Genomic DNA, 23,993 nt, shown 5'->3' on the forward strand with positions numbered 1-23,993 from the left:
CAATTAGTGCCACCACGTCATACCCTGTAGTGTTACCCATGCCAGTAAAACATAGCGTAACGCCTTGCCAAGGCACAAAAAAAAGAGCACCGGTCCCCAGGAGATACGCATCCATCCCGCCAGCAGACACAGTAAATCGCCTATTACAGGCATCCAGCTTAATAACAGCGTGGCAGCGCCATAGCGTTTTAGCCAGCCCACTGCCTTTTCCTGCCAGCGAGATTTTTCGCGTAGCGGAAAGAAACGTCCAAGAATAACGTTAGTCAGCCCTCCAAGGCTATTACCCATTGTTGCTATTAAGACCAGCAACCAGGGCTGACTTACGCCGGACAACAGCATCGCCACCAGCACCACTTCCGAATTCCCCGGTAACAGGGTGGAGCTTAAAAAACTGCTGGCGAATAATGAAGCGAGTGACAGCGCGTCACTCACAGTAAGCGAACGTCCACCGCCGCCATTCCGGCATCACGCGCGGCCTGAATACCAAAATCAGCATCTTCAAACACCACGCATTTTGCAGGTGGAACACCCATTAATTCTGCACAGAGCAGGAAGGTATCCGGTGCGGGTTTATGATGTTTAACATGATCGGCGGCAACGACGGCAGAAAAATAGTGGCGCAGGCCAAGGTGATTGAGTAGCGCTTCAGCAATCGCGCTCTCGCTGCCCGTACCGACAGACATAGGACGACGGCCGTGCCACTCCTTGACGACGTCAATGAGTGGTAAAGGCTGCACGGTGTCTAACAGTATGGCTTTTACCGCGTCGGTTTTTTCACGCGCGAGCTGGTGAGGGTCGAGATCGGCCTGATTCAGCTCAATCACGGCCTGTGCGATACGCCAGGTGGGCGATCCGTTGAGAGCAATCATCGCCTGTAAATCGAAACGCATACCGTAACGGCCCAGGACTTCGGTCCAGGCCTGACGATGCGTGGGTTCGGTATCCAGGAGGGTGCCGTCCATGTCGAAGATCAAACCGTCATACTGTGCGTACATCGTGCTCTCGCTAAACGATTAACAAAGCATTACTTTATCGTAAAAGGGGATTTTTGTCGCTGATTGCGAAGTGATAACAATGAGAGTGATTAAGAACTAAACATCGAAGGGGATCACAAGAAGAGATGGTGCATCCGGGAGGATTCGAACCTCCGACCGCTCGGTTCGTAGCCGAGTACTCTATCCAGCTGAGCTACGGATGCATCAGGGAACTGCTTTCAGAAATAGTAAATGGTGCATCCGGGAGGATTCGAACCTCCGACCGCTCGGTTCGTAGCCGAGTACTCTATCCAGCTGAGCTACGGATGCATCGGGATTTACTACTGTACTGCTCGATATTCATATCACTTCGAAAGCAATATGAAGTAATAGATGGTGCATCCGGGAGGATTCGAACCTCCGACCGCTCGGTTCGTAGCCGAGTACTCTATCCAGCTGAGCTACGGATGCAAAATGGCGGTGAGGCGGGGATTCGAACCCCGGATGCAGCTTTTGACCGCATACTCCCTTAGCAGGGGAGCGCCTTCAGCCTCTCGGCCACCTCACCACACAACGCCTCTTTCGAGTGCTTCGAGCAACTCGTTAAGAGCTTCTCGTCGCTGCGTGGCGCATATATTACTTTCTGGGACTTATAAGTCAAACAATTTTCCACATGCTTTTTTCGTTTGCACAATTCGCACGCAATTCGCATGTAAAAGCCGCAAAGAGAGTGTTTTATAAGCGGATTTTGCAGACATCTTCACAGAATTCTGTTGAGAGAAGCGCGTCATTTGGATGAGATAAGGTTATGAGAGTGGTCAAAAACGAAGCGTTTGAAATAGAACGGTAACTTTATGCAGGAAAAATAACAGGAGGGTTGCGTCTCGCCCGACAGCGAGACGCGACAATATCAGTAACTGGACTGCTGGGATTTTTCAGCCTGGATACGCTGGTAGATCTCTTCACGGTGGACAGATACTTCTTTAGGAGCGTTAACACCAATACGTACCTGGTTACCCTTTACCCCTAAAACTGTCACGGTGACCTCATCCCCAATCATGAGGGTCTCACCAACTCGACGAGTCAGAATCAGCATTCTTTGCTCCTTGAAAGATTAAAAGAGTCGGGTCTCTTGTATCCCGGCATTATCCATCATATAACGCCAAAAAGTAAGCGATGACAAACACGTAAAGTGTAAGCAGTCACGGCATCACATTCTGTTAAACGTAAGTTTAGCCGATATACACAAACTCAACCTGACTTTATCGTTATCGATAGCGCAGTGAGCAAGACGCCATAACGTTACCGCTATGGCGTCTGCTTGTGCTTTGTAGTTATTACAGTTTCGCGCTTACCCAGCTTTCAACGCTGGCTAATGCCGCGGGAAGTGCCGCCGCATCCGTTCCACCGGCTTGCGCCATGTCCGGACGACCGCCACCTTTGCCACCCACCTGCTGGGCGACCATGCCAATCAGTTCCCCTGCTTTGACACGATCCGTCACATCCTTAGAGACGCCCGCAATCAGAGAAACCTTACCCTCTGCGACCGTTGCCAGCACGATAACCGTCGAACCAAGCTGGTTCTTCAGATCGTCGACCATGGTACGCAGCATCTTAGGCTCAACGCCCGCCAGATCGCTGACCAGCAGTTTGACGCCCTTAATGTCTACCGCTTTGCTGGAGAGGTTTGCGCTCTCCTGCGCCGCAGCCTGTTCTTTCAGCTGCTGGAGTTCTTTTTCCAGCTGACGGGTACGATCCAGCGCGACACGCACTTTTTCGCCCAGGTTCTGGCTATCGCCTTTCAGCAGCTGCGCGATCTCGTGTAGCTGGTCGCTCTGCGCATGCAGGCTGGCAATTGCGCCTTCCCCGGTCACCGCCTCAATACGACGCACGCCTGCCGCCGTCCCCGACTCGGAAACGATGCGGAACAAGCCGATGTCACCGGTGCGGGATGCGTGAGTACCGCCACACAGTTCGGTAGAGAAGTCGCCCATGCTCAGCACGCGAACGCGGTCGTCATATTTCTCGCCAAACAGCGCCATCGCACCTTTCTTCTTCGCTGCCTCGAGATCCATGATGTGGGTTTCGATTGGCAGGTTACGGCGGATCTGGGCATTCACCAGGTCTTCCACCGCACGAATTTCAGATGGCTTCATCGCTTCAAAATGTGAGAAGTCGAAACGCAGCACTTTGTCATTAACCAGAGAACCTTTCTGTGCAACGTGCGTACCCAGCACTTCGCGCAGGGCTGCGTGCATCAGGTGGGTTGCCGAGTGGTTCAGACGAATGCGCGCGCGGCGAGCTTCGTCAACGTTGGCCTGAACGCCCTCGCCCACTTTCAGAGAACCGGAAACCAGTTTGCCCTGGTGACCAATCGCCTGACCGTATTTCTGGGTATCGCTTACGCTGAAGCTGAAGCCATTGCCTTTCAGTTCGCCTTTATCGCCAACCTGACCGCCCGATTCCGCATAGAACGGCGTTTTATCCAGGATAACAACCGCGTCCTGACCCGCGCTAATGCTGTCTACGGCTTTACCGTCAACAAACAGCGCGGTTACGTTGCTGGTCAGGGCCAGCTCTTCGTAGCCTTTAAATTCAGACGCGCTATCAACGCGGATCATCGCGTTGTAGTCTGCGCCAAAACCGCTGGATTCACGCGCACGACGACGCTGCTCTTCCATTGCGGCTTCAAAGCCTGCTTCGTCAACTTTGATGTTGCGCTCGCGGCAAACGTCCGCCGTCAGGTCAACCGGGAAGCCGTAGGTGTCGTACAGGCGGAAAGCGGTTTCGCCATCCAGCGTGTCGCCCTTGAGTTTCGCCAGCTCGTCGTCCAGCAGCGCCAGACCGCGCTCCAGCGTACGGGCAAACTGCTCTTCTTCGGTTTTCAGAACCTGTTCAACCTGCGCCTGCTGGCGTTTCAGCTCGTCGCCGGCAGAGCCCATCACGCCAATCAGTGGCCCAACGAGTTTATAGAAGAAGGTGTCCTTCGCGCCCAGCATGTTGCCATGGCGGATCGCACGACGAATGATACGACGCAGCACATAGCCACGGTTTTCATTTGACGGGATAACGCCGTCAGCAATCAGGAACGCACAGGAACGAATATGGTCTGCGATAACGCGCAGTGATTTGTTGCTCAGATCGGTTGCGCCCGTTACCTCAGCAACGGCTTTGATCAGGGTGCTGAACAGGTCAATCTCATAGTTGGAGTTAACGTGTTGCAGAACGGCCGCGATACGCTCAAGGCCCATACCGGTATCTACGGACGGTTTTGGCAGCGGCTCCATGGTGCCGTCGGCCTGACGGTTGAACTGCATGAAGACGATGTTCCAGATCTCAATATAGCGATCGCCATCTTCTTCCGCGCTTCCCGGAGGGCCGCCCCAGATGTGGTCGCCATGATCGTAGAAGATCTCGGTGCACGGACCGCAAGGGCCGGTGTCGCCCATCTGCCAGAAGTTATCAGACGCGTAAGGCGCGCCTTTGTTGTCACCGATACGGATGATACGTTCGCAAGGGATACCCACTTCTTTTTCCCAGATGTCGAACGCTTCGTCATCGGTCTCATACACGGTCACCCACAGACGCTCTTTCGGCAGATTGAACCAGTTTTCACCGGTCAGCAGTTCCCACGCGTATTGAATAGCGTCGTGTTTGAAGTAGTCGCCGAAGCTGAAGTTACCCAGCATTTCGAAGAAGGTGTGGTGGCGCGCGGTGTAACCGACGTTTTCCAGATCGTTGTGTTTACCGCCCGCACGCACGCAACGCTGTGAGGTTGTGGCGCGGGAATAATTACGCTTGTCGAGACCAAGGAACACATCCTTGAACTGGTTCATCCCGGCGTTGGTAAACAGCAGAGTCGGGTCATTGTTCGGTACCAGGGAGCTGCTGGCAACAACCTGGTGTCCCTTACTATGGAAAAAATCGAGAAACGCCTGACGGATCTCAGCGGTGCTCTTGCTCATAATTATCCTGAAATCAAGCTAACGAAATGTCGCAGCAGATCTGTATCTGTAAACAGTTGGACGGACCAGCTACTGGAAAAAGTGGGAATAAGATAAGTTTTCTTTAGTGGGAAGTAAAATCCCGCATGCGTTCAATCGGTAAAATTACGCCAGATATCCTGAATATCTTCCATCAGGAAGCCGCGGTAGAGCAAAAAGCGCTGGATTTTAACTTTTTCTGAAAATTCACGCGGCAGCGGCTCACCGTACTTTCGTACCGCCTGCTCACGCGCCAGTTCGCACCAGTCAATTTCACTTTCGCGCATGGCTTTTTCAATCGATTCACGGGCAACGCCTTTCTGGTTCAGCTCCTGGCGGATACGCGCTGGCCCATAGCCTTTACGACCACGGCTGGCAAGAAAGCGAGCGGCAAAACGGCCGTCATCCAGATAGTGATGCTCGTAGCACCAGGCAACCACGCGGTCATAATCTTCCGCGGTGGCATCAATGTCTTCCGGACCGTTTTTGCTCATGACGGGCGCTGACAGTTTCCGCCGCAGCTCCTGTTCGCTATGGTCACGCACGGCAAGAATACGCACGGCCCGATCCAGCAAGCGTGAGTAGGCTGGTCGGCGTGATGTCGGTTCACTCATAAAAAACCTGTCGATTCAGAAATGCAAAAAGGGCCGCATCAGCAGCCCTTCATTTTTATCCGAGAGGATTAAAAGTCTTCGTTGGTTTCTTCAGCATCCGCGCCGTCGACCACGAAATCAGGTTTAGAGTCCTGGTTGTTCAGCAGGAGTTCACGCACCTTCTTCTCAATCTCTTTCGCCGCCGCCGGGTTCTCTTTCAGCCAGGAGATAGCATTCGCTTTACCCTGACCAATCTTGTCACCGTTGTAGCTGTACCATGCGCCCGCTTTTTCAATCAGCTTCTCTTTCACGCCCAGGTCAACCAGCTCGCCGAGGAAGTTGATACCTTCGCCGTAGAGGATCTGGAACTCAGCCTGTTTGAACGGTGCTGCGATTTTGTTCTTCACAACCTTCACGCGGGTTTCGCTACCGACTACGTTATCCCCCTCTTTCACCGCGCCGATACGGCGGATATCCAGACGGACAGAAGCGTAGAATTTCAGAGCGTTACCGCCGGTGGTAGTTTCCGGGTTACCGAACATTACACCAATTTTCATACGGATCTGGTTGATGAAGATCAACAGCGTATTGGACTGCTTCAGGTTACCCGCCAGCTTACGCATCGCCTGGCTCATCATACGTGCCGCGAGGCCCATGTGAGAGTCACCGATTTCACCTTCAATTTCCGCTTTTGGCGTCAGCGCCGCAACGGAGTCGACGATGATCACATCAACCGCACCTGAGCGCGCCAGCGCGTCACAAATTTCCAGTGCCTGCTCGCCGGTGTCCGGCTGGGAGCACAGCAGGTTGTCGATATCAACGCCCAGTTTACGGGCATAGACCGGGTCCAGCGCGTGCTCGGCATCGATAAACGCACAGGTTTTACCTTCGCGCTGTGCCGCCGCAACAACCTGCAACGTCAGGGTGGTTTTACCCGAGGATTCCGGACCGTAGATTTCTACGATACGGCCCATCGGCAAACCGCCAGCGCCCAGTGCGATATCAAGAGAAAGCGAACCAGTGGAGATAGTTTCCACATCCATGGAACGGTCTTCACCCAGGCGCATGATGGAGCCTTTACCGAATTGCTTTTCGATCTGGCCCAGTGCTGCCGCCAACGCTTTCTGTTTGTTTTCGTCGATAGCCATTATTACTCCTGTCATGCCGGGAGAAGCAACTGCGCTTCACCATGGACTTCTGTTCTGTTGAGGCAATTATACTGTATAGTCATACAGTATCAAGTGTTTTGTAGAAATTGTTGCCAGAGCGTTTTTAACGCGTATTCCGTTGCCTGACGACGCACGCTTTCGCGATCGCCGCTGAAGCATTCCCGGCGGGTGATCCCTTCACCTTTTGAGGTGGCAAAGCCAAACCAGACGGTGCCGACAGGCTTCACGTCGCTGCCGCCGTCCGGCCCCGCGATACCGCTGATGGAGATAGCGTAATCTGCGCGCGCCTCTTTCAGCGCGCCAATCGCCATCTCGATCACCACCGGTTCGCTGACCGCGCCATGCTGCTCAAGCGTAGCTTCACGCACGCCAATCATCTGCGCTTTAGCCTCGTTACTGTAGGTCACAAAGCCGCGTTCAAACCAGGCGGAACTGCCAGCAATATCGGTAATTGCTTTCGCCACCCAGCCGCCGGTGCAGGATTCTGCGGTCGTGAGAGTCGCGCCGCGCTGTTTCAGCGCCAGCCCCACCACTTCGCTTAGCTGCATCAATTCATGGTCAGTCATTCTCGCTCCAGGCCTTAGAAAAACATGCAGCACAAGATAGCACTTTCTCATCAAATATGGGGATGCGCGTCGGGTTTTACGAGGGGGCTTCAGAAAAAAGCCGATGCGGGCGCACCGGCCAGAGAGACGCTTATTTCATGCTGTTAGCGAGGGTGTCCACATTGTGGCGAAACGCCTTGACGTAGGTGTCCGCCACGCCGCCCTTCGCGGACAGCGCTTCCGGGTAAAGTTCACCGCCCGGCTGGGCGCCCGTGGCGGTCGCAATCTGCTTCACCAGACGCGGGTCAAGCTGGTTTTCCATGAACCAGGTTTTCACGCCGTCAGCTTTAATCTGGTTGATGATCTCCGCTACCTGCGCCGCGCTGGCTTCACTCTCAGACGACAGCCCCTGCGGCGCCATAAACGTCACGCCGTAGGCGCGGCTGAAATAGCCGAAGGCGTCGTGGCTGGTCAGCACTTTGCGCTTCGCCTGTGGGATGTCGCTGAAACGCTTTTTAGCCCAACCGTCCAGCTGAGAGAGCTGCGCAATATAGGGTTTACCGGTAGCTTCAAGCGCCGCCGTATCTTCAGGATCGGCCTTCACCAGCCCTGAGAGAATATTTTGCGCATACAGCGCGCCGTTCGCCGCGCTGTTCCACGCGTGCGGATCGGTCACGGTTTTACCGTCCTCTTCCAGCGTGTGCGTTTTCACGCCGTCCGAGGCAACCACCAGCTGGCCTTTGAATCCAGAAGCTTTTACCAGACGGTCGAGCCAACCCTCCAGCCCCAGCCCATTGACCACCACCACGTCAGCTTTACTCAGCGCCGCGCTGTCTTTGGGCGAGGGTTCGAAAGTATGGGGATCACCGTCCGGCCCCACCAGCGTCGTCACCTTCACACGATCGCCGCCAACCTGCTGCGTGATGTCTCCCAGGATGGAAAAGCTGGTCACCACATTAAGCGTTTTCGCCATTACGCCGTGCGTCATCATGCCGAGCGCGAGCGCCACGGCTAACCCTGTACGTTTCATCGTTTCCCCTTGCGTTAAAAAAGCGCCCGCAGGCTATCCGCCAGCCTGCTGCGCGTGCCAAATAAAACTGAAATAAAGAACAATGCGCTGGCGGTCAGCACAATGGAGGGCCCGGCGGGCAGACTCACTGCCCAGGAAAGACTTAAGCCCAGCCACGCGCAAAAAATACCGCTGATACCCGCCATCAAAAGTACCCCTGGCAGTGTGCGCACCCAGCAGCGTGCCGCCACGGCGGGTAACATCATCAGCCCGACGGCCATCAACGTGCCGAGTACCTGAAAACCGGCCACCAGGTTGAGCACCAGCAGCGCCAGAAACAGACCGTGTAACATCCCGGGCAGCCAGCGCGCGTTCACCTGCAACCACGCAGTATCGAACGCTTCACTGACCAGCCCACGATAAAAAATCGCCAGCGTGAGGAGCGTGAACATGCAGACCCCCGTCACGAACAGGGCTGACGCGCTATCCACGGCGAGAATGGAGCCAAACAGAAGATGAAGCAGATCGACATTTGAACCGCGCAGCGACACCAGCGTGACGCCCAGCGCCAGGGAACCCAGGTAAAACCCCGCGAAGCTGGCATCCTCTTTAAGAGGTGTACGGCGGCTGACCAGCCCGGCCACCAGCGCAACGGCGATACCGGCAATAAACCCGCCGACAGTCATTGCCAGCAGCGACATTCCGCTGAGCAGATAGCCCACCGCGACACCCGGCAAAATGGCGTGAGAAAGGGCGTCCCCCATCAGGCTCATCCGACGCAGCTGAAGGAATACACCCAGCGCAGTGGTGCTGACGGAGAGCGCCAGGCAAACCACCAGCGCGCGCCGCATAAAGCCGTACTCAATAAACGGCTGGAAGAAGAGATGCCAGATCATGCCACCCTCACCCGCTCGGTTTTCCAGTGCGGCGTATCAGCGTCCAGCCGCAATGTTTGTGGGAAGTGGCGCGAGACGCGTTCGCTGTCGTGCAGTACCGCCAGCAGAGTCTGCCCCTGCATATACATCTCCAGCATCAGATCCATCAGCACGTTGCAGGTCGCTTCATCGACGCCAGTGAAGGGTTCGTCCAGCATCACCAGCGGTGCCTGCTGCACTAAAATGCGGGCAAACAGCATGCGCTGGAATTGCCCGCCGGAAAGTTCATCAATAGTGGAGAACGCCATGGACTCCAGCCCCACGCGCTCCAGCGCGCCGGCAATGCGCATGCGGGCATCCCGACGAAAACCGGCAAACAGAGAGATTGCTGGCCAGCAGCCCATGCTCACCACGTCCTGCACGGTCAGAGGAAATTGCGCCTCCAGCGCGTGACGCTGCGCCAGCCAGCCCACCACCGGACGTCTCCCCTGCCAGCGAAACGTACCGCTGACGGGCGGAATAAAGCCGGCGAGCGTTTTCAGCAGCGTGGATTTGCCGCAGCCGTTGGCCCCGACGATGGCGGTCATGCTCCCGCGTTCAATCACGCCGGACAGCGCGCGCGTAACGGGCTGGCGATCGTAACCCGCCACCAGGTCGTTCATCACGATCATGGCAACGCCACCGCCCAGCGCACGGCCAGGCCGAGAAACAGAATGAGCACCAGCGCCAGCAGCAGCCGAAGCGAGGATGAGAGAGAAAACAGGGACATGGATATCTCAATTCATTAATGTTATAACATAACAATAATGAAAGGCGATTGAGATGTAAACGGCGGGAGTAAACTGGGAGTGTGGCGAAATGTTTCTGCGGGAAACAGGTGCGGGCGGGTGCCCTCACCCCAGCCCTCTCCCACAGGGAGAGGGAGGCATAAGGGGACTTACTGGCTAAACGGTGACGCTGCTGGCACACGCGCCTGAGACACCGCCAGCCCCAGCTGCCACACCGCCATCGCATAGTGCGTGCTGTGGTTGTAGCGGGTAATGGTGTAGAAGTTCGGCAGCCCGAACCAGTACTGATAACCGGTTCCGACATCCAGGCGCAGCAGGCTCACCTGGTCAACATTGCCCAGCGGCTGAGACGGCGTTAAGCCTGCCGCTGCCAGCTGCGCCACGCTGTATTTGGTTTTAAATCCGTTTTCCAGACCAAACGCTTCGCCGTTCGCCTGTACCGCCACCTGGCCGCCCGGCGTCCAGCCATGCGCTTTGAAGTAGTTGGCCACGCTGCCAATAGCGTCTTCGGGATCCCACAGGTTGATGTGACCATCCCCGTTAAAATCTACCGCGTACTGCTTATAGGAGGACGGCATAAACTGGCCGTAGCCCATCGCACCGGCGAACGACCCTTTCAGATCTAACGGATCGTCCTGTTCGTCTCGCGCCATCAGCAGGAAGGTTTCCAGCTCGGAAGAGAAATACTCCGCGCGACGCGGGTAGTTGAAGGAGAGCGTCGCCAGCGCATCGAGGATGCGGGTTTTACCCATAATGCGTCCCCAGCGGGTCTCAACCCCAATAATACCGACGATGATCTCCGGCGGCACGCCATAGACCTGCCACGCGCGGTTCAGGGCGTCTTCATACTGATTCCAGAACACCACGCCATTTTGCACGTTGTCCGGGGTAATAAACTGTTTGCGATAACGCAGCCACGCCCCGTTTGGCCCGGTCGGCACCTGGGCCGTCGGCGCCTGCCTGTCCATCAGGCGCAGCACGTAGTCCAGACGCTTCGCCTGAGACAAAATGGCATGCAGCTGCTGGCGATCAAAACCGTGCTTGCTCACCATTTTATCGATGAACTGTTCGGCCGCAGGGTTATTCGCGAAGTCGCCTCCCATCTGCATCATATTGTGCTGCGGCTCCAGCAGGAATCCTCCGGAAGGCGCGCCCGCCGTTGGCTGAACGGCTTCGGTCTTGGGTTTGCTACTACAGGCGGACAGGAGAATAAGCGCAGGCAACAGCGCTGCATAACGACGCTTGAACATGTGGCATCCATTTAACGAGTTCGGTAAGAACCCAGTATGGTAAAGCATCCCCAACTCCTCAAGGAAGCGGTACGCACCTCCCCAACGCAAATCCGTGCCTTTTTCCACCAAAAATTATTCACCCCACCAATAAACTTTCAAAATAATACATTTTTCTTTCATTGTGAGATCTAACTAACACTTTAAAACCTTTCAAAGTGATTATTATTAGCCGCAGATAGACAAAAACAAACGCCCTACAGGAGAGAAGAATGATAGAAACCATCACCCATGGCGCCGAGTGGTTCATCGGGCTGTTTCAGAAAGGCGGAGAAGTGTTCACTGGCATGGTGACCGGGATCCTGCCCCTGCTGATCAGCCTGCTGGTGATCATGAACGCGCTGATTAACTTTATCGGCCAGCAGCGCATTGAGCGCTTCGCCCAGCGCTGCGCCGGAAACCCGCTGTCCCGCTACCTGATACTGCCCTTCATCGGCACCTTTGTGTTCTGCAACCCGATGACCTTAAGCCTCGGCCGCTTTATGCCAGAGAAGTACAAGCCGAGCTATTACGCCGCCGCCTCCTACAGCTGCCACTCCATGAACGGCCTGTTCCCGCACATCAACCCCGGCGAACTGTTTGTCTATCTCGGGATCGCCAGCGGCCTTACCACGCTTGGCCTGCCGCTCGGCCCGCTGGCGGTGAGCTACCTGCTGGTCGGTCTGGTCACCAACTTCTTCCGCGGCTGGGTGACAGATCTCACCACCGCCATTTTTGAGAAAAAAATGGGCATCCAGCTTGAACAGAAAGTCCATCTTTCAGGAGCCACAGCATGAACCGGATCCGCATTGAGAAAGGCACGGGCGGCTGGGGCGGCCCGCTGGAGTTCGACGCCACCGAAGGCAAAAAGATTGTGTACATCACCGCGGGCACGCGCCCGGCGATCGTCGACAAGTTGCGCGATCTGACCGGCTGGGAAGCGGTCGACGGCTTCAAGGAAGGCGAACCGCCGGAAGCGGAAATCGGCGTGGCGGTGATCGACTGCGGCGGCACGCTGCGCTGCGGCATCTATCCGAAGCGCCGCATTCCGACGGTAAATATTCACTCCACCGGGAAATCCGGCCCGCTGGCGCAGTACATCGTTGAAGATATTTATGTGTCAGGCGTGAAGGAAGACAACATCACGCTGGTGAATGGCACATCTGCGCCGCAAAAAGCGGCCCCGCGCGAGTACGACACCAGCAAAAAAATCACCGAGCAGAGCGATGGCCTGCTGGCGAAGGTCGGGATGGGGATGGGGTCCGCCGTGGCGGTGCTGTTCCAGTCGGGGCGCGACACCATCGACACGGTGCTGAAGACCATTCTGCCGTTTATGGCATTCGTCTCGGCGCTGATCGGCATCATCATGGCCTCAGGCCTGGGCGACTGGATTGCCCACGGCCTCGCCCCGCTTGCCAGCCACCCGCTCGGGCTGGTGACGCTGGCGCTGATCTGCTCCTTCCCGCTGCTGTCGCCGTTCCTCGGCCCGGGCGCGGTGATTGCTCAGGTTATCGGCGTGCTGATTGGCGTGCAGATTGGTCTGGGGAATATTCCTCCGCACCTCGCCCTGCCCGCCCTGTTTGCCATTAACGCCCAGGCAGCGTGCGACTTTATCCCCGTGGGGCTGTCGCTGGCGGAAGCACGCCAGGAGACCGTGCGCGTGGGCGTGCCGTCCGTGCTGGTCAGCCGCTTCCTGACGGGCGCGCCGACGGTGCTGATTGCCTGGTTTGTTTCCGGCTTTATTTATCAATAAGAGGTGCCTGCCATGACTGTGATTTACCAGACAACCATTACCCGCATCGGCCAGAGCGCGGCGGATGCGCTGAGCGACCAGATGCTGATCACCTTCCGCGAAGGCGCCCCGGCAGATATCGAAGAGTTTTGCTTTATCCACTGCCACGGCGAGCTGAACGGCGAGCTAAAGGCAGGGAGCCAGCTACAGCTGGGCGAGGCGCGCTATGCCGTGACCGCCGTCGGCGACGTCGCCGAGCAAAACCTGCGCGAGCTGGGGCATATCACCCTACGTTTCGACGGCCAGCCGCAGGCGGAGTATCCCGGTACGGTTCACGTAGTGGGCCCGGTTCCGCAGGCTGTCACCCCAGGCTGCACGTTAAAATTTATTTCGTAATAAAGGAGAGACACATGAGTCAGGTTGCCGTTGTCATTGGTGGGGGACAAACCTTAGGCGAGTTCCTCTGCCATGGGCTTGCCGCAGAGGGCTACCGCGTGGCGGTCGTGGATATTCAGAGTGAGAAAGCCGCCCGCGTAGCGGACGCCATCAACACCGAGTTTGGCGAAGGGATGGCGTACGGATTTGGTGCCGACGCCACCAGCGAGCAGAGCGTGATGGCGCTGGCCCGCGGCGTGGACGAGATATTTGGGCGTATCGACCTGCTGGTCTACAGCGCGGGGATTGCGAAAGCGGCGTTTATCAGCGATTTCGAGCTGGGGGATTTTGACCGCTCGTTGCAGGTGAATCTGGTGGGCTATTTCCTCTGCGCCCGCGAATTTTCCCGTCTGATGATCCGCGACGGTATTCAGGGTCGCATCATTCAGATCAACTCAAAATCGGGGAAAGTGGGCAGCAAGCACAACTCCGGCTACAGCGCGGCGAAGTTTGGCGGCGTCGGGCTGACGCAGTCTCTGGCGCTGGATCTGGCCGAATACGGCATTACCGTTCACGCGCTGATGCTGGGTAACCTGCTGAAATCCCCGATGTTCCAGTCCCTGCTGCCGCAGTACGCCGCCAAACTTGGCATCAAAGCTGAAGAAGTGGAACAGTACTACATCGACAAAGTGCCGCTCAAGCGCGGGTGCGACTATCAGGACGTGCTGAACATGCTGCTGTTTTACGCCAGCCCGAAAGCCTCGTACTGCACCGGACAGTCGATTAACGTCACCGGTGGGCAGGTGATGTTCTGATCGAGCAGGGTGATGCCCTCACCCTCCCCCTCTCCCACCGGGAGAGGGAATATAACAAGGAGCCGATATGGTAACCGCACTCATCACCGTCGCCGCCCTCGCCTGGATCTGCCAGATGGCGTTTGGCGGCTGGCAGATCTACCAGTTTAACCGCGCCTTTGATGCGTTGTGTCAGAAGGGACGCGTCGGCGTCGGGCGTTCCGGGGGGCGCTTTAAGCCGCGGGTGGTGGTTGCCGTTGCGCTGGATGAACACAACCGGGTGAGCGATTCCCTCATCATGCGCGGCGTAACGGTGTTTGCCCGTCCGACCAAAATTCAGGCGATCAACGGCATTTCGCTGCATGAATTACAACCTGATGTGATCTTCCCCAATGATTCACTCTGTCAGAATGCACTATCATTAGCGCTTAATCTGAAACATGGATAATTTCGTTGTGAAAGTTATAAACTTGCGGAATTATCATTTCGCAACGTAAGGAACGAAGCGCCTATGAAACCACGTCAGCGGCAGGCGGCCATACTTGAGCATCTGCAAAAGCAGGGAAAGTGCTCGGTAGAGGATCTGGCCCACTACTTTGACACCACCGGCACGACAATACGCAAGGACCTGGTGTTGCTCGAAAACTCCGGCGCCGTCATTCGTACCTACGGCGGCGTGGTGCTCAATAAAGACGAAGCCGACCCGCCTATCGACCACAAAACGCTGATCAATACTCACCAGAAAGCGCTGATTGCCGAAGCCGCCGTCAAATTTATCCATGACGGCGATTCCATTATCCTCGACGCAGGCAGTACTGTCCTACAGATGATCCCGCTGCTCAGCCGCTTTAATAACATCACCGTGATGACCAACAGCCTGCACATCGTCAATGCCCTGTCAGAGTTCGACAGCGAGCAGACCATCCTGATGCCCGGTGGCACCTTCCGTAAAAAATCGGCGTCGTTTCACGGGCAGCTGGCGGAGAACGCCTTCGACCACTTCAGCTTCGATAAACTGTTTATAGGTACCGACGGCATCGACCTGAACGCGGGCGTCACGACGTTTAACGAGGTGTTCAGCGTCAGTAAAGCCATGTGCAACGCCGCGCGGGAAGTGATTTTGATGGCAGACTCGTCGAAGTTTGGCCGCAAAAGCCCCAACATTGTCTGTAGCCTTGAAAGCGTCGACAAGCTGATTACCGACGCGGGTATCGACCCGGCGTTTAAAAAAGCGCTGGAAGCGAAGGGCATCGACGTGATCGTAACCGGAGAGAAAAATGAGTGATTTTCTGTTAAACGCAGGCCGTCAGACCCTGCTGCTGGAGCTACAGGAAGCCAGCCGCCTGCCGGAGCGTCTGGGTGAGGATTTTGTTCGTGCAGCCAACACCATTATCCACTGCGAGGGTAAAGTGATCGTGGCGGGTATCGGTAAATCCGGTCATATCGGCAAGAAGATTGCCGCGACGCTTGCCAGCACCGGCACCCCGGCGTTCTTTGTGCATCCTGCCGAAGCGCTGCACGGCGATCTGGGGATGATCGAAAGCCGCGACGTGATGCTGTTTATCTCCTACTCCGGTTCAGCCAAAGAGCTGGATCTCATCATCCCTCGCCTGCAAGAAAAATCGGTGGCCCTGTTAGCGATGACCGGCAAATCCCGATCGCCGCTGGCGCTGGCCGCGAAAGCAACGCTGGATATTTCCGTTGAGCGCGAAGCCTGTCCGATGCACCTGGCACCGACCTCCAGCACCGTCAACACCCTGATGATGGGCGACGCGCTGGCAATGGCGGTGATGCAGGCGCGCGGTTTTAATGAGGAAGATTTCGCCCGCTCCCATCCTGCGGGCGCGCTTGGGGCACGTCTGCTCAACAAGGTTCACCACCTGATGCGCACCGACGATGCCATTCCTCAGGTCAAACTCGACACCAGCGTGATGGACGCCATGCTGGAGCTGAGCCGCACCGGGCTGGGGCTGGTTGCGGTATGCGACAATGACCGCCAGGTGAAGGGCGTCTTCACCGACGGCGACCTGCGCCGCTGGCTGGTGGGCGGCGGCAAGCTGGAGGCGCGGGTATCCGAAGCAATGACCCGGGGCGGACTGACGCTGAATGCCGACAGCCGCGCCATTGAAGCCAAAGAGGTGCTGATGAAGCGCAAAATCACCGCCGCGCCGGTGGTGGACGAGCACGGCAGGCTGTGCGGCGCGATCAACCTGCAAGACTTCTACCAGGCGGGGATTATTTAACCCTTCAGTCCCAGACGTTTCGCCAGCCTGTGGAGGTTGGCGACGTCCATCTCCAGCGCCCGCGCGCACGCCGCCCAGCTGCGGTTATTCTGCTCCAGCGCGCGGGCGATCATCTGACGCTGGAACGCATTCGTCGCCTCGCGCAGGTTTTCGTTCACGCTCTCAGGTATCACCGGCTTCACGGACGGCGTCGTTTCCTCATGCAGCGCGAAATGGCGCGCATGAATTACCACTTCATCCCCCGAACGCGTAGCCCGCGCCAGCACCACCGCGCGGTGAATCGCATGTTCCAGTTCACGCACGTTACCTGGCCAGCCGTAGCTCAGCAGGTGCGTCCTCGCACCGGGGCTTAGCACCACGCGGGAAAGCCCCATTTTGAGCCGACACTGTTCGCAGAAAAAGCCCGCCAGCAGCACCACATCCTCGCCCCGCTCGCGCAGCGGCGGCACCGTGAGCGGGAACACGCTCAGACGGTGGAACAGATCGGCGCGGAAATTCCCCGCCAGCACCTCTTCGCGCAGATCGCGGTTCGTCGCCGCCAGCACGCGCACATCCACGCGTAAGCTGCGATCGTCTCCCACGCGTTGAATATCACCATACTGCAACACCCGCAGCAGTTTGGCCTGGAGCGAAAGGGAGAGTTCGCCAATTTCATCGAGGAACAGCGTGCCGTTATCGGCCATTTCGAACTTGCCGCTGCGGTTGCTGATCGCCCCGGTAAAGGCCCCTTTGACGTGTCCGAACAGCTCACTTTCCGCCACGCTTTCCGGCAGCGCCGCGCAGTTGAGATAGACCAGCGGATTCACCGCACGGGGCGAGGCTTCGTGGATCGCTTTCGCCACCAGCTCTTTACCGGTGCCGGTCTCCCCGAAGATCAGCACGTTCAAATCAGACGCGGCGACAATCTCAATCTCTTTTTTGAGCTGCGCCATGCCTGGCGAAAGGCCGATCATTTCGGTGTGCGCCACCTGCTCAAACGCCGTCGGGCTACCCGGAAGAATATTCTGGCTCTCCAGCTGTTCTATCAGCAGGGCGTTGTTCAGCGCCCCGGCCGCCAGCGCAGCAATCAGCCGTAGCTCTTCGTCGCTGAAGGTATCGAACTGATCCGGCGACATGCCGTCGAGGGTTAACGCACCAATCAGGTTCTGCCCGGCAAACAGCGGCAGGCCGATACAGGCGTGCACCTTCAGGCTCTCCTGCCCGGGGATCAGGCCGTCGTAAGGGTCGGGCAGATCGCTGTCCGCCGGGAAACGCACCACGTCACCCGCACGGGCGATGGTTTCCAGACGCGGGTGGCCCTCCAGGGTAAAGCGCCGCCCGAGTACGTCCTTCGCCAGACCGTCGATAGCCAGCGGAATAAACTGCCGCCCTTCGTAACGCAGCAGCGCCGAGGCATCGCAATCCAGCACGTGACGCAACGTGGAGATCAGCCGCTGAAAGCGGTCCTGATGACCAATACCGGTTTGCAGTTCTATAGCGATCTTCGCCAGCACATCTACGGAAAAGCTCATCTCTGCCTCACTGTCATTTTGACAATACATAGTGTCATATTGACAATTTTTAAGATAGTCAAAATGACTACCTATTTGGGAGCATCAAAATATAAATTCATTATTTTCAATAAGTTAAAAAGTTGGCACGCAACTTGATATATGACAGTCATCTTATTTGAAAACGCCGTATTAAGTTGAGGTTGCTATGTCTATTCTGGTTAAAAATAACATTCATTGGGTGGGTCAACGTGACTGGGAAGTACGTGATTTTCACGGGACGGAATACAAAACGCTGCGCGGCAGCAGCTACAACAGCTATCTCATTCGTGAAGGTAAAAACGTCCTGATCGATACCGTCGATCACAAATTCAGCCGCGAGTTCGTGCAGAACCTGCGCAGCGAAATCGATCTGAATGAGATCGACTACATTATCATCAACCACGCGGAAGAGGATCATGCCGGGGCGCTGACCGAGCTGATGTCCCACATTCCGGATACCCCGATCTACTGCACCACTAACGCCATTGACTCCATCAACGGCCACCACCACCATCCGGAGTGGAACTTCCACACTGTGAAAACCGGCGACACGCTGGATATCGGCAACGGCAAACAGCTGATCTTCGTGGAAACCCCAATGCTGCACTGGCCGGACAGCATGATGACCTACATGACCGGTGACGCGGTGCTGTTCAGTAACGACGCCTTCGGCCAGCACTACTGCGACGAACGTCTGTTCAACGACGAAGTGGATCAGACCGAGCTGTTCGAACAGTGCCAACGCTACTACGCCAACATCCTGACCCCGTTCAGCCGTCTGGTCACGCCAAAAATCACCGAGATCCTCGGCTTCAACCTGCCGGTGGATATGATTGCCACCTCCCACGGCGTGGTATGGCGTGAAAATCCAACCCAGATTGTCGAACTGTACCTGAAGTGGGCGGCGGACTATCAGGAAGACCGCATTACGATCTTCTACGACACCATGTCCAACAACACCCGCATGATGGCGGACGCCATTGCCCAGGGCATCAACGAAGTTGACCCGAACGTGGCGGTGAAAATCTTCAACGTGGCGCGCAGCGATAAGAATGAGGTATTGACCAACGTCTTCCGCTCCAAAGGCGTGCTGGTGGGTACCTCCACCATGAATAACGTGATGATGCCGAAAATTGCCGGACTGGTGGAAGAGATGACCGGCCTGCGCTTCCGTAACAAACGCGCCAGCGCCTTTGGTTCACACGGCTGGAGCGGCGGCGCGGTAGACCGTCTCTCCACCCGTTTACAGGATGCCGGTTTTGAGATGTCCCTGAGCCTGAAGGCGAAATGGCGTCCGGATCTCGACGCGCTGGAAATCTGTCGCCAGCACGGTCGCGACATTGCCCGCCAGTGGGCGCTTGCGCCACTGCCGGAAACCGCACCCGCCGCGGCTGTTGCGCCGGAAGCCGTAGCAGAAGCCGCTCCTGCCGCTGCCGACCTCGGCCCTTGCATGCAGTGCAGCGTCTGCCAGTGGATTTACGATCCTGAGCTGGGCGAGCCGTTGCAGGATGTCGCGCCGGGTACGCCATGGAGCGAGGTGCCGGACAACTTCCTCTGCCCGGAATGTTCCCTCGGGAAAGACGTCTTTGATGAACTGGCAACGGAGGCAAAATGAGCCACGGCATCGTCATTATCGGCTCGGGCTTTGCCGCCCGCCAGCTGGTGAAAAATATCCGCAAACAGGATGCTAACGTGCCGTTGACGGTAATCGCCGCCGACAGCATGGATGAGTACAACAAGCCTGATTTAAGCCACGTCATTAGCCAGAATCAGCGCGCCGACGATCTCACCCGCCAGACGGCGGGGGAGTTTGCAGAACAGTTTAACCTGCGTCTGTTTCCGTACACCTGGGTGACCGATATCGACGCCGACGCCCACGTGGTGAACGCGAAAGATAAAACCTGGCACTACGACAAGCTGGTGCTGGCGACGGGGGCATCGGCGTTTGTGCCGCCGGTTGAGGGCCGCGAACTAATGGTCACGCTCAACAGCCAGCAGGAGTATCAGGCCAGCGAGACCCTGTTACGCGACGCCACGCGGGTGATGATTGTCGGCGGCGGGCTGATTGGCACCGAGCTGGCGATGGACTTCTGCCGGGCGGGAAAATCCGTCACCCTGGTTGACCACGCGGCCAGCATTCTGTCAGCGCTGATGCCGGCAGAAGTAAGCAGTCGCTTACAGCATCGTCTGACCGACATGGGCGTGCATCTGCTGCTGAAATCGCAGTTGCAGAGCCTGAGCAAAACCGAAACCGGCATTTGTGCGACGCTCGACCGCAACCGCAGCGTGGAAGTGGATGTGGTAATTGCGGCGACGGGGTTGCGCCCGGAAACCGCGCTGGCGCACCGCGCGGGCGCAGAGATCAATCGCGGCGTGAAGGTGGACAGCTACCTGCAAACCACCCAGCCGGATATTTATGCCCTGGGCGACTGCGCGGAAATTAACGGCCAGGTGCTGCCGTTCCTGCAACCGATTCAGTTAAGCGCCATGTTCCTGGCGAAAAACCTGCTCGGCGGCAACGCCCCGGTGAAATTACCCGCCATGCTGGTGAAGGTAAAAACGCCGGAACTACCGCTGCATCTCGCAGGTGAAACGCAGCGTCAGGATCTGGACTGGCAGATTGCCCTTTCGCCTCAGGGCATGGTGGCGCGCGGCACCGATACTGCCGGTCAGATGCGCGCCTTTGTGGTCAGCGAAGACAGAATGAAGGAGGCCTTCGCGCTGCTGAAATCATTACCTGCTTAACCCTCGTCATGCCGGGTGGCGCTCCGCTTACCCGGCCTACAGTACTGCCACGCTTACTTAACCTTTGAATTTTATTGTCCACCGCCCCGATGTCCCGGGGCTTTTTTTATGGCTACCCTTTCAGCGTCAGGAGCGCACCACCAGCGCGTCATAACCGCGCCAGCGATAGTTCGCCATCGAGATCAGCCAGCAGGCGACAAACAGCCCGACCACCACAAATCCGGCATCGCCCAGGTTATCGTTCACCGCGCCAATCAGATCCCACACGCCGCCGCTGAGGGAGAACTTGTCCATCAGCAGACCCAGCGCTTCCAGGCCGCCGATAAACAGCGCCACCACCACCGAAGTGCCGGTGATGGTCATGTTGTAGTACAGCTTGCGCTGCGGCTTGTTAAACACCCAGCCGTAGGCACCCACCATCAGCAGGTTATCGAGCGTATCCACCAGCGCCATGCCGCTGGCGAAGAGCGCCGGAAAGATCATGATCGACCACACCGACATCCCGCTGGAGGCGCTGGCGGCGGAGATCCCCAGCACGCCGATTTCGGTGGCCGTGTCAAAGCCGAGGCCAAACAGGAAACCGACCAGGTACATCTGCCAGCTTTTATTGACGAGGCGGAAGGTTTTGCCGAACAGCCAGTTCATGACGCCACCCTGTGCAGGCAGCGTGATGTCGCCCTGCGCCGGCCTGCCGTGTTTCAGTGCCTGAAAACTGCGCCAGACGCCGCGCAGGATCACCATATTCACCAGCGCCATCGCCAGCAGGAAGGTGGCGGAGACGGCGGTGCCAATCAGGCTGCCGGTTTCGTGGAACCATGCCATGTTTTTCTGAAACGCCGTGGCGGTAGCGGCGATAGCAATGGAGGCCAGCACCACAATGGTGGAGTGTCCGAGGGAAAACCATGCGCCCACGCCGGACGGGCGCTTGCCCTGCTGCATCATCTTACGCGTCACGGTATCAATCGCGGCGATATGGTCGGCATCCACCGCATGACGCAGTCCGTAACACCAGGCCAGCAGGCTGGCCGCCATCAGCGCCGTACTGTCGCTAAAGGTGTGCCACGCCAGCCCCCAGGCCAGCAGGTTAGCCATCCCGAGAGCCAGCAGCAGGCACGCTGCACGAGGTTCATTGCGTAACAGTCGTAACATTTTAAGTCCTTTGTAAACATGATCGGGCGGCAGCAACCACCGCCTGCCCGAAGGAGATCGCTCCGTCACCTGCGGGCAGGCGCGAAGGAAAAAGAAGCGTGAAATCAGAAAGGTAATGACGAAGGCGCGCGCGCAGCAGGCGGTTGTGAAGGACGCCGCCGCTGAAGCACACCGTAGAGAGCGACCGTCGGCGGGCATGCGTTGCCGCCAGTTCGCTCAGCCCTTTTGCCAGCGCATCGTGAAAGGCCCAGGCGCGCTCGCCGGGCTCCGCCCGCCAGGCCAGCCACTGCTGCCAGAACAGCGCAAGGTTATCCGTCTGGAGCGTCACCGGATGATCAACCCCTGCACAGCGTTCGGCCAGCGCCTCCAGCCGGCACGCGGCTTCGCCCTCATAGCGTTGCGTTTCAATGCCCAGCGCACAGGCCACGGCGTCGAACAGACGACCACAGGAGGAGGCCCGCGGCGCATTGATACCGCGCGACACCGCCGTTGCCAGCAGCGGCCAGTTTTGACGCTGTACCACCTCAGTTTCCGGGTACTGCTGCCAGTCAGGTACGAACGCCAGACAGTGGGCGAGCAAATTGCGCCACGGCTGTTTTGCCGCCAGATCGCCCCCCGGCAGCGCAACGGCTGGCAGACCGCCCAGCCGTTCGCAGTCGCGATAGTTCACCCGCAGGCACTCGCCGCCCCACAGCGCGCCGTTCTCGCCCATGCCGATCCCGTCCAGCGTCAGGGCAATAACATCCCCGCCGTCGAGCGGCCAGCCGTTCTCCGCCAGACACGCTGCCGCATGCGCATGATGATGCAGCACGGTCTCAACGGGCAGCGCCTGCGTCCGGGCCCACTGTCGGGCGTGATATCCCGGATGGGCATCGCACACCACACGCTCTGGCTGGAAAGCGTAGATCTCCTGCATCGTCGAGAGCGCACTGCGCCACTGCGCCTCTACGCCCTCGTCGCTCAGATCGCCAAAATGCTGGCTCAGCACCGCCTGGTTGCCACGTACCAGGCAGAAGGTATTTTTCATCTCCGCGCCGGTGCATAACATGGGCGGGATGTCGCGGAATCCGGCGGGCAATGTGATGGCATCCGGCACAAAACCGCGTGCGCGACGCAGCATCGTGCCCTCCTGGTCCATCACTGAATCATCCATCCGTTGCAGGATGTCGCGGTTGTGCAGCAGGAAGCCGTCAGCGATGTCACTGAGTTCTTCCAGCGCCTGCTGGTTGCTTATGGCGGGTGGATGGCCACTGAGGTTGGCGGAGGTCATCACCAGCGGACGCTGACAGTCCAGCATCAGCAAATGCTGGAGCGGGTTCGCAGGCAACATCACACCAACCGTATTCAGCCCCGGCGCAATCTCCTCAGGAAACGCTGGAAGGCAGGCTTTTGGCGTCAGCATAATCGGCGCAGCGGGTGAACGTAACAGCGTCTGGATGGTCTTCGGCAGATCGTTCGCATGCGGGATCATCACCGCCAGCGGCCTGGTCGGGCGCTGCTTGCGTGCCCGCAATTTCCGAATCGCCTGCGGGTTAAGCGCGTCGCAGACCAGGTGAAAACCGCCCAGCCCTTTGACCGCCACAATCCCGCCGCCTTCCAGCATCGCCACCGCCGTGCTTAACGCCGATTCGCGGGTGGCGGTAGCCTCCCCGGCTCGCCACTCCAGCTGCGGCCCGCAGTCCGGGCAGGCAACCGGCTGGGCGTGAAAACGCCGGTCAGCCGGGTTGCGGTACTCCGTTTCACAGGGCATACAGAGCGGGAATGGCGCCATTGACGTGGCCGGGCGGTCATAGGGCATGGCGCGGATAATGGTAAACCGCGGCCCGCAGTGGGTGCAGTTGATAAAGGGGTAGCGGTAGCGACGTTCGCGGGGATCGCGCATCTCCGCCAGGCACGCGGGACAGGTGGCGGCATCCGGGACGATTTGCGTGTCCATCGCCCCACTCTCGCTGTGGCGGATGACAAACTCGTCCGGCAGCGTATTCCAGCTGTACGGCTGCGTTTCAACGCGATCGATGCGCGCCAGCGGTGGGCAGTCCTGGCGCAGCCTCGCGGTAAAGTCCCCCCCATTACCCGCGAGACGCACCAGGACACCCTCTCCGTCGTTGCAGACATCGCCCACAAGCTTCAGCCGGTGCGCCAGCTGCCAGACGAAGGGCCGAAACCCCACGCCCTGCACCTTGCCGCGCACCCGCAGCTGAACGCCGTTGCTGCTCATA

At 57.9% G+C, this 23,993-nt stretch carries 23 protein-coding genes and 4 tRNA genes; 9 read left to right on the forward strand and 18 right to left on the reverse strand.

Translation table 11 applies throughout. The features are described 5' to 3' along the window. Positions 1 to 3: 3 nt before the first annotated feature. The 15 genes from DD597_RS18325 to mltB form a co-directional block, all read right to left on the reverse strand. Positions 4 to 432, reverse strand: a complete 429-nt coding sequence (locus tag DD597_RS18325; protein ID WP_017692791.1) for a YqaA family protein — start codon at positions 430 to 432, stop codon at positions 4 to 6. After that, a complete protein-coding gene (yqaB, locus tag DD597_RS18330) occupies positions 429 to 995 on the reverse strand; it encodes a fructose-1-phosphate/6-phosphogluconate phosphatase (RefSeq protein ID WP_015571665.1) in 567 nt (188 codons plus the stop codon). Before yqaB ends, DD597_RS18325 begins: the two co-directional genes overlap by 4 nt. Positions 996 to 1,121: 126 nt before the next feature. After that, positions 1,122 to 1,198 (reverse strand) — tRNA-Arg (locus DD597_RS18335). 29 nt (positions 1,199 to 1,227) lie between these two features. After that, a tRNA-Arg gene (locus DD597_RS18340) sits at positions 1,228 to 1,304 on the reverse strand. Between the two features lie 64 nt (positions 1,305 to 1,368). Further along, positions 1,369 to 1,445: transfer RNA gene (locus tag DD597_RS18345), tRNA-Arg, on the reverse strand. A gap of 4 nt (positions 1,446 to 1,449) precedes the next feature. After that, positions 1,450 to 1,542, reverse strand: a tRNA-Ser gene (locus DD597_RS18350). Positions 1,543 to 1,884: 342 nt separating this feature from the next. After that, positions 1,885 to 2,070, reverse strand: a complete 186-nt coding sequence (gene csrA / locus DD597_RS18355; protein ID WP_000906486.1) for a carbon storage regulator CsrA — start codon at positions 2,068 to 2,070, stop codon at positions 1,885 to 1,887. Between the two features lie 241 nt (positions 2,071 to 2,311). Continuing rightward, positions 2,312 to 4,939, reverse strand: coding sequence for an alanine--tRNA ligase (alaS, locus tag DD597_RS18360; RefSeq protein WP_129256492.1), 2,628 nt, complete (start codon positions 4,937 to 4,939; stop codon positions 2,312 to 2,314). Between the two features lie 131 nt (positions 4,940 to 5,070). Then, the gene (recX, locus tag DD597_RS18365) at positions 5,071 to 5,571 is read right to left on the reverse strand and encodes a recombination regulator RecX (RefSeq protein WP_017382782.1); all 501 of its coding nucleotides are present in this window, start codon (positions 5,569 to 5,571) and stop codon (positions 5,071 to 5,073) included. 68 nt (positions 5,572 to 5,639) lie between these two features. Further along, complete coding sequence (recA, locus tag DD597_RS18370) at positions 5,640 to 6,698, reverse strand: recombinase RecA (RefSeq protein WP_015571667.1); 1,059 nt, start codon at positions 6,696 to 6,698, stop codon at positions 5,640 to 5,642. Between the two features lie 89 nt (positions 6,699 to 6,787). Further along, a complete protein-coding gene (gene pncC / locus DD597_RS18375) occupies positions 6,788 to 7,285 on the reverse strand; it encodes a nicotinamide-nucleotide amidase (RefSeq protein ID WP_003862172.1) in 498 nt (165 codons plus the stop codon). A gap of 130 nt (positions 7,286 to 7,415) precedes the next feature. Then, a complete protein-coding gene (locus tag DD597_RS18380; RefSeq protein WP_022649141.1) occupies positions 7,416 to 8,294 on the reverse strand; it encodes a metal ABC transporter substrate-binding protein in 879 nt (292 codons plus the stop codon). A gap of 14 nt (positions 8,295 to 8,308) precedes the next feature. After that, complete coding sequence (locus DD597_RS18385) at positions 8,309 to 9,169, reverse strand: metal ABC transporter permease (protein ID WP_129256493.1); 861 nt, start codon at positions 9,167 to 9,169, stop codon at positions 8,309 to 8,311. Continuing rightward, positions 9,166 to 9,819 carry a metal ABC transporter ATP-binding protein gene (locus DD597_RS18390; RefSeq protein ID WP_045331254.1) on the reverse strand — a complete coding sequence of 218 codons (654 nt, stop codon included), beginning with the start codon at positions 9,817 to 9,819 and terminating at the stop codon, positions 9,166 to 9,168. The genes DD597_RS18385 and DD597_RS18390 overlap by 4 nt, the downstream gene beginning before the upstream one ends. Positions 9,820 to 10,085: 266 nt before the next feature. Continuing rightward, complete coding sequence (mltB, locus tag DD597_RS18395) at positions 10,086 to 11,186, reverse strand: lytic murein transglycosylase B (RefSeq protein ID WP_057979986.1); 1,101 nt, start codon at positions 11,184 to 11,186, stop codon at positions 10,086 to 10,088. A gap of 251 nt (positions 11,187 to 11,437) precedes the next feature. Between mltB and srlA the strand changes: the two genes are divergently transcribed. The 7 genes from srlA to gutQ all read left to right on the forward strand — a co-directional run bounded on the left by srlA (position 11,438) and on the right by gutQ (position 16,348). Continuing rightward, a complete protein-coding gene (gene srlA / locus DD597_RS18400) occupies positions 11,438 to 12,001 on the forward strand; it encodes a PTS glucitol/sorbitol transporter subunit IIC (RefSeq protein ID WP_003862164.1) in 564 nt (187 codons plus the stop codon). After that, positions 11,998 to 12,957 carry a PTS glucitol/sorbitol transporter subunit IIB gene (locus tag DD597_RS18405; protein WP_045331261.1) on the forward strand — a complete coding sequence of 320 codons (960 nt, stop codon included), beginning with the start codon at positions 11,998 to 12,000 and terminating at the stop codon, positions 12,955 to 12,957. Before srlA ends, DD597_RS18405 begins: the two co-directional genes overlap by 4 nt. 12 nt (positions 12,958 to 12,969) lie before the next feature. Next, positions 12,970 to 13,332 carry a PTS glucitol/sorbitol transporter subunit IIA gene (srlB, locus tag DD597_RS18410; protein WP_022651730.1) on the forward strand — a complete coding sequence of 121 codons (363 nt, stop codon included), beginning with the start codon at positions 12,970 to 12,972 and terminating at the stop codon, positions 13,330 to 13,332. A 14-nt stretch (positions 13,333 to 13,346) separates the two neighbouring features. After that, on the forward strand, positions 13,347 to 14,126 hold the full coding sequence (gene srlD / locus DD597_RS18415) for a sorbitol-6-phosphate dehydrogenase (RefSeq protein ID WP_003862162.1): 780 nt from the start codon (positions 13,347 to 13,349) through the stop codon (positions 14,124 to 14,126). 67 nt (positions 14,127 to 14,193) lie between these two features. Then, positions 14,194 to 14,553 carry a transcriptional regulator GutM gene (gene gutM / locus DD597_RS18420; protein ID WP_129256494.1) on the forward strand — a complete coding sequence of 120 codons (360 nt, stop codon included), beginning with the start codon at positions 14,194 to 14,196 and terminating at the stop codon, positions 14,551 to 14,553. A 63-nt stretch (positions 14,554 to 14,616) separates the two neighbouring features. Continuing rightward, the gene (locus tag DD597_RS18425) at positions 14,617 to 15,390 is read left to right on the forward strand and encodes a DNA-binding transcriptional repressor (protein WP_047654160.1); all 774 of its coding nucleotides are present in this window, start codon (positions 14,617 to 14,619) and stop codon (positions 15,388 to 15,390) included. Beyond that, entirely contained in the window at positions 15,383 to 16,348 is a 966-nt protein-coding gene (gutQ, locus tag DD597_RS18430) for an arabinose-5-phosphate isomerase GutQ (protein WP_023298458.1), read from the forward strand. The genes DD597_RS18425 and gutQ overlap by 8 nt, the downstream gene beginning before the upstream one ends. Here gutQ and norR read toward each other — a convergent pair. Then, a complete protein-coding gene (norR, locus tag DD597_RS18435) occupies positions 16,345 to 17,859 on the reverse strand; it encodes a nitric oxide reductase transcriptional regulator NorR (protein ID WP_022651733.1) in 1,515 nt (504 codons plus the stop codon). The two genes, gutQ and norR, sit on opposite strands and share 4 nt — an antisense overlap. 187 nt (positions 17,860 to 18,046) lie before the next feature. On the opposite strand from norR, the gene norV reads away from it, so the two are divergent. Together norV and norW are read left to right on the forward strand one after the other, a co-directional pair. Continuing rightward, a complete protein-coding gene (gene norV, locus DD597_RS18440; RefSeq protein WP_022651734.1) occupies positions 18,047 to 19,495 on the forward strand; it encodes an anaerobic nitric oxide reductase flavorubredoxin in 1,449 nt (482 codons plus the stop codon). Continuing rightward, positions 19,492 to 20,625 carry an NADH:flavorubredoxin reductase NorW gene (gene norW / locus DD597_RS18445; RefSeq protein ID WP_022651735.1) on the forward strand — a complete coding sequence of 378 codons (1,134 nt, stop codon included), beginning with the start codon at positions 19,492 to 19,494 and terminating at the stop codon, positions 20,623 to 20,625. Before norV ends, norW begins: the two co-directional genes overlap by 4 nt. A gap of 126 nt (positions 20,626 to 20,751) precedes the next feature. On the opposite strand, the gene DD597_RS18450 is transcribed toward norW, so the two are convergent. Further along, entirely contained in the window at positions 20,752 to 21,774 is a 1,023-nt protein-coding gene (locus tag DD597_RS18450) for a HoxN/HupN/NixA family nickel/cobalt transporter (protein ID WP_129256495.1), read from the reverse strand. Between the two features lies 1 nt (position 21,775). After that, positions 21,776 to 23,992: a carbamoyltransferase HypF gene (gene hypF / locus DD597_RS18455; RefSeq protein ID WP_057059260.1), complete on the reverse strand. Its 2,217-nt coding sequence runs from the start codon at positions 23,990 to 23,992 to the stop codon at positions 21,776 to 21,778. Position 23,993 lies beyond the last annotated feature (1 nt).

The organism is Enterobacter cloacae complex sp. 677-3DZ2D5B (genome assembly GCF_004136695.1).
In the GTDB taxonomy this organism is placed as follows: Bacteria; Pseudomonadota; Gammaproteobacteria; order Enterobacterales; family Enterobacteriaceae; genus Enterobacter; species Enterobacter hormaechei_C.